Below are 13599 nucleotides of genomic sequence, written 5' to 3' on the forward strand. Positions count from 1 at the left end.
CCGCGCTCTGCCGGAGGCGTACCGGGAGCGAACCGGCCGCCTTACGGGCCGTGCCCGCCGCGGGTATCGCCGCCGCCACGGTCCCGGCCGCGGGCCAGGTCACCTTCGGCGCACCCTTCCAGGCGTGCTGCGCGGCCTCGTCCGTACGCGCCTTCGGCTTCGCCCCGACCGGTGTGGCCGGAACCGGGTGCGGCTTGGACAACTTGAGCAGGCTCAGTTCGGCAGCGGCCGCCACAGGACCGGCCAGCAATCCGAGCAGCAGATACACGACGAGCGAAAGACTCACGGCATAGGCCGCTCTTTGCCGACGTGTCCTGGCCCGTGCGGGACTCCGCTGAAAATGGGTCCGCAAAACGGACACTTTACCCCCCCAAGGGCTCACGCAGTGTTGACGATTCGGCTGACATTAGCACCCGCAAAGAGCCGTCAAAGAATCAGGCCGACCGCGAATTCTTCGCTTCGATTCCCATAGCACAAGAATTTGAATATTTGACAGGCTTCACCGCTTACCGGTGCTAATGGACGCCTATGCCCAACTTGCTCCGCCATCGTGAGCTGCACAGATGACCAGAAGGACTCCACGGGCGGTCCAGACTGGCTTGATCCATGTGCATACTCAATGCACGCGCAGACCCGCCTCCGAACGCGGGTGACCGCGCGGTTTTCTCCGATGCCACACGACGATCCGTGCTTCACGTGGCAACTGAAAGGATCCTGGTTTGAAGTATCGAAGGGGAGCGATGCGCACAGGAAGGTGGCGAATTCCACTCGCTGCTCTCGTGGTGGCCGCCGTGCTGTCTCCGGCGGCAACTGCCCTACCCGCTCAGGCAATTGACAGCATGTCATCCACGGCCACCGGGGGGACCGGGACGACCGATGAGGTGTCCGAGGCCGTCGCCCGTGCCGCCGAGACCGGGCAGCGGGCCGAGGTGCTCTCGGAACGCACCGAGACGGCACAGCTGTTCGCCAATCCGGACGGGACGTTCACGCGCGACCAGTACGCGACCGAGCAGCGCGTCCGTCAGGGCAACAAGCTGGTCGACATCGACACGACACTGCACCGCGGTACGGACGGCCGGATCGCGCCCGCGGCGACCGCAGTCGGTCTGGAGTTCTCCGGCGGCGGCACCGCTCCGCTGGCCACCATCACCCGGGACGGCCGCAGCATGTCGCTGTCCTGGCCCACGGCCCTGCCCGCGCCAACGGTCAACGGCGACAGCGCCACGTACCCGGAGGTGCTGCCGGGCGTGGACCTGAAGGTGCGTGCCGGGACATCGGGCTTCGGCGAGCTGCTGGTGGTCAAGTCGGCGGAAGCGGCGGCCGATCCGACGCTGAAGACGCTCAAACTCAAGCTGGCCTCCGACGGCGTCGACATCAGCACCGACGCCACCGGCAATCTGCGGGCGATCAACCCTGCAGGGCAGGAGGTCTTCACCGCGCCCGTCCCGCGCATGTGGGACAGCTCCACCGCACCGGCGGCCGCACCCTCGGCCGGACAGCGGTCCCGGCTCGCCGCGTCTGCGCAGGACACGCCCGGACCCGCCGTCCCCACCGACGAGTTCGAGCCCGGCCACGGCTCGCAGCAGGCGGCCGTCCCGATCGACGTCACGTCCTCCACGGTGACGTTGACGCCCGACCAGTCCCTGCTGACCGGCGACGACGTCACGTACCCCGTCTACATCGACCCCACGATCGGCGGCTCCAAAGAGGCGTGGACGATCGCGTACAAGAAGTACCCGACGGGCACGTTCTACAACGGTGCCGGCTGGGGCGGCAGCGGTTCCTCCACCGGCGACGCCCGGGTCGGCTACGAGAACGAGACCAACGGCCTGGCCCGCTCGTTCTTCCGGATGGACTCCAACAACCTCTGGAACACCAACAAGGCGATCACCAAGTCCACCTTCCGGATCAAGAACTCGTGGTCATGGTCGTGCAACGACGCGAAGGCGGAGACGTGGCTGACGGGATCGATCTCCTCGTCGACCAGCTGGAACAACCAGCCGTCGTGGGCCACCAAGCTGTCCACCAGCACGGACTCCCACGGCTACAACTCCTCCTGCCCCGCTGGCAATCTCGCCTACGACGTCACCGCCGCGGCCAAGGAAGCCGCCACCAAGCACTGGCCGAACATCACGCTCGGCATGCGGGCCACGAGTGAGACCGACATGTACGCGTGGAAGAAGTTCACGGCGAGCACCGCGGTGCTCTCCACCGACTACAACACCTACCCCGGCAAGCCGTCCGGCCTCTACACCAACCCGTCCTCCGGCAACGACTGCGGGGCCAACAGCACGTACACGACCATCGGCAACACCGATGTGACGCTCGGCGGCACCTTCTCCGACCCTGACGGAGGCACCATCAAGGCGCACTTCAACCTGTGGCCCACCGGTCACGGCGGCGCCACCAACGAGGTCAACACAACGGTCAGCGTGACCTCGGGCAAGAGCGCCAGGCTCGTCATCCCCAAGGCCACCCTGACCAAGCTGCTCAAGGACGACGGCATCACCGGGGCGGGCAACTTCAGCTGGCGCGCCAGCGCCGAGGACAGTTCGCTGAGCGGACCGTGGAGCACCAACTGCCACTTCACGTTCGACGCCGCCCGGCCCAGCAACCCGCCCAGTGCGGACTCCCAGCAATTTCCCGAAGCCGTGGACGGCTGGCCTGCCACCACCGGCCGGTCCCGCACCGAAGGCACCTTCACCCTCAGCAGCGGTGGGATCGCGGACGTCGCCAGTTACGAGTACTGGACCGACTGGGACCCGACGGTCCGCAACGCCGCACCCAAGACCGCGGGCGGCTCGGTCGACATCAAGCTGACACCGCCCGCCGCCGGCGCCCACACGCTGGCCGTGCGCAGCCTGGACAAGGGCGGCAACAGGTCGGACACCTTCTCCTACCGCTTCTACGCCAACGGCCCGGCCACCCCGGACAAGGCAGGCGACCTCAACGGCGACGGCACCTCCGACATGTACGGCGTCACCACCGACGGCGATCTGCGCTTCTACGCGGGCCAGGGCAGCGGCTTCCTCGCCCCGTACACCGCCGGCGGCGCCACCGACTTCAACGGCGCCTCCATCACCCACCGCGGTGACTGGACCGCCGACGGCTACGAGGACCTCGTCGCTCTCCTTCCCGGCACCGACGGAAAGTCGCTGGAGGTCTTCCCCAACAACGGATTCGGCTACGCCTGCACCGCCAGGGACGAACAGGCCGACGGACAGTCCCAGTCCTGCCTCTACGACGAACAGCAGCTCAGCGTCTACGACCCGGCCAACGACCATTTTTCCGACGCCGACCAGATCCTCGCGATCGGCGACGTCGACGGCGGGCTGGACACCGACGGCGACGGCACCATCGACGTGCCTCCGCACCCCGACCTGCTCGTGAAGGAAGGCGACCTGCTCTGGCTCTACTTCGGGTCCGACTCCTTCTACCTCGACGAGACCACTCCGCCCGTCCTGGTCGGCAACGGCAGCTGGTCCGGCTTCGACCTGACCGCGCCCGGCGACCGTGTCGGCGACGGCCACGTCGACCTCGTCGCCCGCAGCAAGGCCAACGGTGACCTGCGGTTCTACAACGGCACCGGAACGAACGGCGACGGGCTCGGTTCGGCTCCGACCGTGATCGGCACCAACTGGACGCCGGCCAACCGCCCGCTGCTCACCGCGGCCCCGGACGCCGACGGGGACGGCAAGCCCGACGTCTGGTCCTCCGGAGGAGACGGCAAGCTCTACTTCTACTCCGGCATCCAGGGCTCCGGCACCGCGGTCGGCACCGCCGGCTGGAACGGCTTCCAGCAAATCGCCTGACCCGAAGTCCGCACTCCTTTCGCGGCGGGCCGCACCGCGGCCCGCCCCTCCACCTCAAGGAATCGCACGTGAAGCACGTCTCTCACCGCCGCGTAGCGGCTGCGGCCGCCGTGGCTCTGGCTGCGGGCACCGCCGTGAGCCTTCCGCCCGTCGCCGCGGCGGACGCACCGCCTTCCGGACCGGCGATCGCCGTCGGTGACGCGCACATCGCCATGTACGGAGAGCCGGGCGATCTGGACGTCACCGTGACCGCACCTCCGGCCGCGGATGCCTACATACGCCTGGACCTGCAGGACTCCGGGCTCGATCAGCTCCGCGTCACCGACGACACGGGCAACCCCGTACCCGTGGTGCGGCGGCCCGGCCTCGCGGCGACCGTCACGATCGGCGACACCGACAGCGATCACAACGGCATTCCCGGCGCACCGCTCCAAGCGGGTACGGTGCATCTCCACGTGTCGGCCGGATACCCGATCGCGGAGGCGATCCCGGTGACCGGCTCCATCATCGCCGGCTCCGACGGCAAGGTCGTCGCACACAGCACGATCGCCACCAACGGCGGCATCTTCATCGCCCAACCCCACCTCTCGGCCTCCTGGACGTCCGCGAGCGGCACGCAGGTGCCGTGGGGAGCCGCCGTCCCGATCGCGACCGGCGACACCCGGGCGACGACGGCAACCGTACGGACACGACGGGTAGGTACGGCTCCGGCCGCCTCCTCGACGCGATGGACACTGCCTGCCGACGCGATCACCGCCGCCAAATACACCGCCCGGCAACTCGCGGCCGGACTGCACGTCGCCTACGCCACCGACGGCACAGCCTTCCGCACCGCCTCCTGGAGCATCACCGACGACGGATCCCTCACGCTGCAACTGCCGGCCCATCAGTGGGACGCCACGGCGGACGGCGAGCTTCTGGAGCGCCTGGAAGTCACCAGCGACTGGGGGCTGCCCGCCGGTACGCTCGACGGCCGCCTTGAGACCATCGGCGCCGACGGCCGCCCCTACGACAGTGCGGCCACCCGCCTGACGCTGACGGCCGACACGGTCCCCGCCGGCCACCGCGCCGCCTTCTACGGCCGTGACAGCGCCGGGACCCTGTGGCAGTACCAGGCCACTCCCGACCCGGCCGCTCCCGGCAAGCTCGGGCCCAGGACGCGGGTCGGCCCCGGCTGGAACACCTACACCACGATCGCCCCGCTTGGCTCGCTGACCGCGGCCGGTACCGGAGACCTGGTGGCACGCGACCACGACGGCGTGCTCTGGTACTACCGGGGCACCGGCAAGTCCGGCGGCCCGTTCTCGGCACGCACGCGCGTCGGCTCCGGCTGGAACACCTACACCACCATCGTCGGCGCGGGAGACGTCAACGGCGACGGACACCCCGACCTCATCGCCCGCGACCACAACGGAACCCTCTGGTACTACCGCAGCACGGGCGATGCCAAGGCGCCCTTCGCACGCCGGACCCTGGTCGGACCCGGCTGGAACACCTACACCACCATCGTCGGCGCAGGTGACGTCAACGGCGACGGACACCCCGACCTCATCGCCCGCGACCACAACGGAACCCTCTGGTACTACGGCGGCACCGGCAGGACCACGGATCCGTACACGCGCCGCACGCAGGTCGGTCCCGGCTGGAACACCTACAGCCGCATCGTCGGCGTCGGCGACATGACCGGCGACGGACACCCCGATCTGCTGGCCGCCGATTCCGCAGGGAAACTCTGGTACTACCGCGGCACCGGCGACCCCAAGGCGCCCTATGCGCGCCGGGTCCAGGTCGGCACCGGCTGGAACATGTACTCCGTCCTGCTCTGACCGCGTCGTCGAACCGGACCTCGTACCCGTGGGTTCCTCTTGGCGTCCTGACAAGGACGCCAAGAGGAACCTGCCGACCGGATCTTTGCTTGGGCTCCCGCCCCGCAAGAAGGCCCTCGTCGGTCAGCATGGCACGCGCCACGTTCATTCATCGCGCCTCACGCCGATGGCCTCATGCCGAGACCGTCGGCAGCGTTGCGCAGTCCCTCAGCTACGTACTGGAGATCTTCACTGCCCACAGCGCTCACCATTGCCGTCGCCACACCCGACCAGGCGGATGGGCAACGGGCGGATGTGCTCGCGGTTCGTCATCATGATTGCGGCCGTGTGCGCGGGCGCTAGTACATCCGCGTATCCACGATTCACCGTTGAATCTCATGCATAGCGGCTGCGATGAGCTGGTTGGCCTCTTGCTGGTAGCCCTGGAGCGGTTTGGCGTAGACGCGGTAGAGAACGGTGTGGCTGTGCCCGGCACGCCGGGCGGCTTCGGCGGGTGGGATCCCGGCGGTGATCCACGAAGAGATGCCCGCGTGGCGTAGGCAGTAATGGACCTCGGCAAAAAGGCTTTCTACATCCTGTGCGTGCAGTGTGTCCTGTCAGGCGTCTTGCCAGATGCCGCAGTATTCGGTGGAGCGGACGCGTCCGCCGCGTACTGCGCGGAAGAGTCTGCCGTCGGGTGCGGTGCCGCAGCGCTCTTGACGTCCGGCAGGAGCCCGGCGTCAAGGAGGCCGGCGTCGGCGCTGACGCCGGCCCTGGGGAAGGGCCGGGCCGCCGCGGCCGCCCGGTGCGGAGGCCGGCCGCAGGAACTCCAGGGGCCGCCGGCCGCGGGGCGGACCTGGCCGGCGGCGTCGGCGGTGGCGGGGTCCTGCCGGACGTGCGGCCCCCGCTCGTCACCGGCCGGCTGGCAGCTGCCGCCCGGGCGCGGTGCTACTCCTGTGCGAGCGTCATCGCTTCGGGGCCCTTGCCGGAGGTGTCGGCGCAGCGGAAGTGTCCTTCGCTCTGCTGTTCGCCGGCGGCCAGGGCCAGGCAGCGGCCCAGGGCGAGCTGGCCGTAGAAGTCCGGGTGCAGGCTCTCCTGGCGCTCGCCCTGTGCGAGCCCGGTGACCAGGAAGCGGACCCACTCACTGGCGGCGGGGGCGGGCGGTTCGCCCGCGGTCGCCTGGCGGGCCTGGTCGGCACAGACCTCCCTGCCCTGGAAGGCCGCTGACAGGTCGAGGAATTCGGTGTGCCGCGCGGTGGCCACCTGTGCGAGTTCCGCGGTCATCTCGGGCACCAGGGTGTCGTGCGCCCAGTCGAGGTCGGTGTCGGAGAACGGGCAGCCGCCCGTGGTGAAGCGCTTGTAGCCCCTGGCCGGGTACCGGTTCCGGGCGGCGTCGGGCAGCGGGGAGGGGTAGGACTGCAGGACGAGCCGGTAGGAGCCGTCCTGCTGTCCCGCCTGGCGCATCACCGCACGGATGCTGTCCACGGCTCTGCCGGCCTCCTCGCGCATCCGGGCGAAGCGGCCTTCCACCGCCTTCTGCTGGGCGGCGGCGCAGGTGTGGCTGCTGCCCGGCTTCAGGAACTCCTTGGCGCACGCGAGGATGACGTCCGAGAAGCCGATGTCGTTGCCGCCGACGGACAACGCGATCAGCCTCACCCGGTGCCCGGCGGCCACCGCGCGCAACTGGTCCGCCTGCGGCTCCTCGCCCTTGAACCACTCTCCGCCGTCCGCCTTCGCGTACACGGCCCTGGCCAGGGCGCCGGAGCAGGCGAGGTTGACGCGTTCGGGGGCGCCGTCGGTGAACGGCGCATTGTCGATCTCCGCCGAGTCGGAACGGTTGCAGTGGTCGGCGTAGCTTGCCCCGTACACCAGCGCGGGCAGGTAGGCCCCGTTCCGGTAGGCCCGGTCGGTGCCGTTCCGGCTGCCGGTCACCGCGGTGCTGTTGCCCTGCCAGCGCCCCGCTTCACCCGAGATGAAGCTGTCACCCATCGAGACCACGAGACCCCGGTCCCCGGCCGTCCCCGGCGCTGTCCCGGCGTGCGCCCGTGCGAGGCCAGCCCCGGCCGTCATCGCGCAGACGGCCGCGGCCAGGCCCACCGTTGTGACTGTTCGTGTGCGTCGTGTCATACCCCGACAGGTACGTCCCGCCCCGCCCGCCCCGGAGACAACACGCCGCGCCCGTGCGGGCCCGGCAGCCGATGGCCCACACGGGCCGGCTACTGGAAGCCGAGCCCGACGGAACCGATGCCTGTGGACTGTGCCTCAGGGTCCGCCGCGCGGCGGACCGCGGGCCCCTGAAGCAGACCTCCCAGAAGCCCCCAGAGGCGATGCGCCGGAGCCACCGCCCCGTGGCACCCCGCAGGCCTGCGCGTCACCGGGCGGCCCAGGCCCCGGGGGGGCAAGTGCCGGGGGGGGGCAGGCACCCGGCGATCCGGCGGATCCACCCGCCACCCGCGCGCCCGCCTGTCCGTGCGGGCGGGCGGCGGGCGGCGGGCGGCGGCGCACCCGTTACCGGGCGCGGGCCTCGGTCACGACGCCGCCCGACAACGCGGCTATCTTCACCCCGCGCTGTCACCCCGTCCCGGCGCACCTCGCACACCCGGCGCACGGCGACATCCTTGCCGCGGGGCGCCCACGACACCGGGGCAGCCGCATACCGGACACAGCCCGGAGCAGGACAGCAGCCCACCGCGAGCCGCGTACCGGACATGGCCCGAACAAGCAGGGCACGGCAGGCCGTCCGCGCCCGCACCCCCGCGCGTCGGTGACGGCGGCGCGGCAGCAGAACTCGACAGCGTTCGGCAAGGGCGCGGCGCAGACCGCTGGGGTCGCGGCCTATCAGGCCGGCCGCACGGGTGACCGGTCTGCCGCCTCCGGGCGGCCAGAGCGACCACGCGCGCAGCACGAGGCAGATCCCGCACCCCGCATCACACCCGCCTGCCCCGCCCCCGGGAACACAGGGGGCGGGGCAGGCACGACAGTCAGGAAGAGACGGGGTGGCCTCCGTCGCCTTCGATGACGGTGCGTCCCGCTTCCCCCGCACCGGGCTCTTCAACGATGGTCACGTCCACCGCGCCGTCACCGGTCGTGTCGAACTGGTAGAGGTCGGGCTTGCCGTCACCGGTGGTGTCGGTCATCCATACGTCGGGTTTTCCGTCACCGTTGGTGTCGACGCTGAGGAGGAGGTGGTCTTCGGCGGGTGTTCCAGTCGTCTCATCGGCCATAGCGGCCGGATGCCCCCGCGCCTGACCCCCAAACCGCTGGCGAACCCCCGGGAAACCACCTGGAAGGACGCACCGCAGGACTCCGTCCCCCTGCACGGCGGCGGCGTCAACCCGGTGGACGGCAAGATCCGCTCCGGCACCATCGAAACGGTCTACCCACCACGCTGCCCGCCGCGCCCCGCGGGGAGATCGCCAGCGCGGCCGACGCCGCCGGGCAGGACGTCCACACCCTCAGGACCCGCGACGAGGCCCTGGGGCCGGTCCGACACCGGCACCCACGCCCAGCACGCCCTGGCACCCAAGCCCGCCGGCCAACAACTCCCCGCACAGCCCCAGACAATCCGCCGGCAAAGGGCACCCGCCCCGTACTGCGGAACCCGACAAGGAACGCGTAGCGGCCACACAGCGGACAGTGGCCGGGCGCGGATACCGGCCCCGGCCCGCCAGTTCGGACTGTCGGGCCTGCAGGCGCCGTCGTTCCTGCCGGAGGGCCACGCGGGCACCGGACAGCACCGCCGCCTTGCCCCCGAGTCGTTCGACGGACAGCGCACCGTGCACACCCAGTTCGGCACGCAACGCCTCCCGGAGCAGATACACCACGCCGGACGAGGACCCCGCGAACCACCCCTTCCCCCGCACAAACCGCGCCTCCGCACGGTGGAAAGGCCCCCCTACCGGGAGAATCAGCCGCAGGCGCCGGACGAGGCCACAGCCGGCACCCACGCACCGGCTGACCTCATAGCCCATCTCAAGAACCGCCGCACCGAGGACCATCCGGGCCCGGACGTACCGGTCGTAACACACCTGCCGCGCGGCACCGACGGCGTCCGCGACCACGGACTCCTCACCCCTGACAGCAACCACCACGTCCCTGCCCCCAGCGCGACACGCCCGGACAGCCGCACTGAGCCCGGCATAAAGTTCTCGGTTGCTCTGAACGGCCTGGCCCTCCCCCAACGCGCCCAAGGACACACAAGGACACCCAAGGACACCAGACCGCACGCTACCGCCGAGAGGCTTCCAGTCCCCACCACCCCGGCCCGACACCGAGCCGGGCCCGAGCTCGGGCCCGGGAAGCCCAAATCCGGCGCCAGGGAAGCCCAGCTCCGCGACCGGCCAGACGAGCCCGTGCCTGGAGGCGCCGAGCGGGCCGGGCCAGGCTGGTAGCCCCCGCTGTCCTGTGACACCGAAGCTCGGGCGCGTGCCAACACAGTCGGACCGGGAGTCCTTCGCGTCAGCGGGGTTCGAACCGCCGCAGGTCAACTCCCGGCATTGGGGACCGCATTGTGTCCGGCCACGAGGGGGGCGCCCTGTGTGTGTTCGATCGCGGCGGACTTCTTCGCGGAGTCCGGTTAGGTCGGTCAGCGGCGCACCTGGTAGCGCAGGTGAAGGACGCGGTTGCCCTGGATCACCACGTCAGGGTCTTCCAACAGGTGCTGCGCGGGGGCCGACCCGAAGTAGCGCTTGCCGGAGCCGAACACGACGGGCACGACGTCCATGCGGATTTCGTCGACCAGGCCGGCGGCGAGCACCTGGCCACCGACGTCGCCGGCGGCGACCTCGACCAGGCGGTCACCCGCGAGCTCCTGTGCCTTGGCCACGGCTGCCTCGACGCCGCCGACGAAGTGGAAGGGCGCCTCGGGGTCCCAGCCCTCGGGCATCGGCCTGTGGGTCACGACGACCACGTGGTCGATCCCGCTCGGCGGCTTCCCGTCCCAGCCGTCCGTCAGGTCGAAGACGTGGCGGCCGACGACGGTGACTCCGATCTGGTCCCAGTACGGCCGGATGTAGTCGTAGGACGCCTGCGACACCGTCAGCACGCCGCTCTCGTCCAGCGGGACGTCACCGCTGGACAGCCAGTCGAACAGCGGTCCGGGCTGGTCTTTGTCGTCGGCGACGAAGCCGTCCACCGACACCGAGCTGTACATGACCACCTTGCCCACGGGGCTCTCCTCTGCTGTTGGGGTGCCGCAAAATTAGCGTGTCGTGAACTGTCGCTTCCGGGCTCGCCGTGCCTTGATCCCGGTGAATCCACAGCCAGGAAGCCCGACCTGCGGCGGCCCACACTCGCCGTACGCTTGTTGTTCAACCTTCGCGTGGCTCTCGGCGGGGATGGCAGGGGGTCGCACACGAGGCGTCGAATCGGGGTGCGCTAGCTCCGTGGGCAGTTGCATACTCACTGCATGGCCTCGTCCTCCGGTCGGTTCCGAGATCCGCGCAGCACCAAGTACGACTTCCTTGGCTCGATCATGGTGCGATGCCCTGGCTGCGCGAAAGCCGCCCTTGTCATTCCAGCGGCCGACAGCTCTGGCTGCGGAGGTCGGACCCTGTTCAGGCCGAGGCGTCTGGTCTGCCATAGCTGCGGCTTGTCACGGCTGTGGAGCGGCCGTGCTGTCGCCCTCTCCCGGGGCACCGCCGCGCCAGCGACGGATCCATACTTCGGCGTGCCGTTGTGGCTCCAAATTGAGACTCGACACGGGTGGTTGTGGGCCTACGACCTGGAACACCTCGACTTGCTGCGGCGCTTCGTCCAAGCGTCGCTGCGCGAACGAGCGCCCTGGTACGACACCGGGAAGAAGATGACGTTGGTCGCCCGTCTGCCAGTGTGGATCAAGCGCGCGAAGAATCGGGACGAGATCCTGCGCGGCATCGCTCGAATCCGCGCATCACTGGTCTGTGCCTGACGGTCTCCTGCCAGCGCCAGGAGCGTTTCCACCTTTTCCGGAAAGCGGCGCAGCCTTGGTGTGATCATGTGCGTTGTCGATCATGCCAAGGCCGCGAGGTGAGGCTGCTGCACGACGCTGTCCGCGTCGAGTCCCTGGCTGGGTTGTCCCGGTTCCGGACGGACTGCTAGGACTGCCTGACCGCCCGTGCCGACGCGCTGTTCGACCTGGCCGACGCGGTGCTGTGCACCGACGGGCCGGTGCGGTCGCTTATCGATCTCGCCCTGGCGCCGGAGCATCGCCGGGAACATGCTTCCCTCTACGCCGGGCTGAACCGCGGCGGGCTCGATGTCACCCGGCTGCGGGCTCTGGCCGGGGCGCCGTTGCCGCGAGCGGCCGGCGGGCGGCTGGTCCTGGCCGTCGACGTTTCACCGTGGCTGCGGCCGGACGCCGGCACCGTGCCGGACCGCTCGTTCTGCCACACCTACGGCCGCGGCGGCGCGAAGCATCAGACGATGCCCGGTTGGCCGTACTCGGTCATCGTCACGCTGGAGACCGGCCGCACCTCCTGGTCCGCCCTCCTGGACGCGGTCCGTCCCACCCCCCGGCGTCGACCTTGCCGCCACTACCGCCGCCCAGGTCCGTGACGTCATCGAGAGCCCCATCGCCGCAGTTCAGTGGGGTGAAGGGGATCCGGACATCCTGATCGTTCCGGACGCCGGCTAGACGCGCCGCGCATCGCCTACCCGCTGTCCGGCCTGCCGGTCGAGACCCTGGGCCGACCCCGTTCGGACCGGGTGATGCGTCGGCCGGCACCCTCGTGGGAGGAGTTCCACCGAGCACACCCGAAGGGCGACCGGCTGCCCAAGCACGGCCGGGAGTTCATCTTCGGCGACCCCGCCACCTGGGGCCAGAAGTAGGCCGTCACCGACACCCGGCTCCACGGCACGGCAGCCGCCCAGACGTGGGACCGGCTGCACCCCAGGCTGACCCAGTGGGCCGCATGGCTCGCCGCGCCACGACGTGGGACGAGTCCTCACCGGCAGCGAGGCATACCAACGACCGGCCCACCACAAGGTCGGCACCAAACCCCGGCGAACTGGTTAAAAACAAGGTAAGAGCCTGCTCCAGAGCCAGTCATGACATAACGCGGTGCGTCAGGCTTCGGTGGCCTCGGTTGGCATCCCGCCGGAGCGATCAAGATGGTGAAGGAGCAGGGCGAGTGACTGCTGCGGGTCCTGTCCGGCGGTGTCGATGACGAGGTGTTCCCGGTTCCACGGCTCGTAGTCGCGGTTGAGGACCTGCTGCCAGTCGGGCAGGGGCAGGTCGGGGATGTCGATCGATCGTGTGGTCACGCGCTCGCGGTGCTCGGCAGGGTCCGAGCAGATGACTTCCACTTCGACGACGGGGACGGCCGCCCGGGTCCCCGCGCTCTGCCAGCTGTCGCGGGTGACCGCCATGGGGTTCACGGATTCCGCGATCACGGTCAGTCCTTGCCCGAGATGTTCCTCGGCCAGGGCGTATCCGATGACGTAGCCCGCCGGTCCGACGGGGTGCTGTGCCAGCCCCGAGCGGACGATGGCCTGTTCGATGGTGTCGATACGCAGGTGGACCGCGCCGATGCGCGCCGCAGCCAGCCGGGCCAGGGTGGTCTTGCCGGTGCCGGGGAGTCCGCCGATGACAATGAGCATGCCCCCATCCTGCCGGAACCGGAAAGCCACGAAGCAGGCGGTGCCGTGGGAGCGCTCGTGCCGGTCCGGGACCCTGGCCCGACCCGTCGCGGCCGAGCCTCTCCTCCTCGCAGGCGACCTGCCGGGCAACGAACGCCACGGTCGGCGTACGGGGAGACGGCGGCAGGGACCAGGCCCCGGAGTCCGGCCCCTGGCACTCGGCGAGATCCGGGCGGGTGTAGCGCTGCCGCGCCCACCGGGGAAACGGGGCCCTGTTACATGGGCCGGACCGTGTGTACGCCCCCGGCCATCCGGGTGCACTTACCGTTGTTGCCCAGGCCCTACCGGACCCAGATCTTGCGCACGCTGGAGGCCTAGCTGAAAGACTTGCCCAGGGTGTGGCCGGCCCCCGCGACGTACACCCA

At 70.1% G+C, this 13599-nt stretch carries 9 protein-coding genes; 4 read left to right on the forward strand and 5 right to left on the reverse strand.

Features of this window, described 5'->3' with window-relative positions; genetic code table 11:
* The coding region (locus tag ACIOC1_RS32790) for a hypothetical protein (RefSeq protein ID WP_401857822.1) at nucleotides 1-286 on the reverse strand (286 nt) is incomplete at its 3' end.
* 553 nt (nucleotides 287-839) lie between these two features.
* Here ACIOC1_RS32790 and ACIOC1_RS32795 point away from each other — a divergent pair.
* Nucleotides 840-3812, forward strand: a complete 2973-nt coding sequence (locus tag ACIOC1_RS32795) for a VCBS repeat-containing protein (protein WP_401857825.1) — start codon at nucleotides 840-842, stop codon at nucleotides 3810-3812.
* Nucleotides 3813-3880: 68 nt separating this feature from the next.
* The gene (locus tag ACIOC1_RS32800) at nucleotides 3881-5638 is read left to right on the forward strand and encodes an FG-GAP repeat domain-containing protein (RefSeq protein ID WP_401857828.1); all 1758 of its coding nucleotides are present in this window, start codon (nucleotides 3881-3883) and stop codon (nucleotides 5636-5638) included.
* Nucleotides 5639-6565: 927 nt separating this feature from the next.
* Here ACIOC1_RS32800 and ACIOC1_RS32805 read toward each other — a convergent pair.
* The 3 genes from ACIOC1_RS32805 to ACIOC1_RS32815 form a co-directional block, all read right to left on the reverse strand.
* On the reverse strand, nucleotides 6566-7606 hold the full coding sequence (locus ACIOC1_RS32805) for a hypothetical protein (RefSeq protein WP_401857831.1): 1041 nt from the start codon (nucleotides 7604-7606) through the stop codon (nucleotides 6566-6568).
* Between the two features lie 992 nt (nucleotides 7607-8598).
* Entirely contained in the window at nucleotides 8599-8841 is a 243-nt protein-coding gene (locus ACIOC1_RS32810; protein WP_355343450.1) for a hypothetical protein, read from the reverse strand.
* A 1361-nt stretch (nucleotides 8842-10202) separates the two neighbouring features.
* On the reverse strand, nucleotides 10203-10784 hold the full coding sequence (locus tag ACIOC1_RS32815) for a dihydrofolate reductase family protein (RefSeq protein ID WP_401857834.1): 582 nt from the start codon (nucleotides 10782-10784) through the stop codon (nucleotides 10203-10205).
* A gap of 240 nt (nucleotides 10785-11024) precedes the next feature.
* Here ACIOC1_RS32815 and ACIOC1_RS32820 point away from each other — a divergent pair, with 240 nt between their 5' ends.
* Nucleotides 11025-11525 (forward strand): hypothetical protein, encoded by a 501-nt coding sequence (locus tag ACIOC1_RS32820; protein ID WP_401857837.1) that lies wholly within the window; start codon nucleotides 11025-11027, stop codon nucleotides 11523-11525.
* 176 nt (nucleotides 11526-11701) lie between these two features.
* Entirely contained in the window at nucleotides 11702-12151 is a 450-nt protein-coding gene (locus tag ACIOC1_RS32825; RefSeq protein WP_401857982.1) for a transposase, read from the forward strand.
* A 510-nt stretch (nucleotides 12152-12661) separates the two neighbouring features.
* Here ACIOC1_RS32825 and ACIOC1_RS32830 read toward each other — a convergent pair.
* On the reverse strand, nucleotides 12662-13195 hold the full coding sequence (locus ACIOC1_RS32830) for an AAA family ATPase (RefSeq protein WP_401857840.1): 534 nt from the start codon (nucleotides 13193-13195) through the stop codon (nucleotides 12662-12664).
* Nucleotides 13196-13599: the final 404 nt, after the last annotated feature.

Origin of the sequence: Streptomyces sp. NPDC088197, assembly GCF_044741185.1 — a bacterium.
Classification (GTDB): domain Bacteria; phylum Actinomycetota; class Actinomycetes; order Streptomycetales; family Streptomycetaceae; genus Actinacidiphila.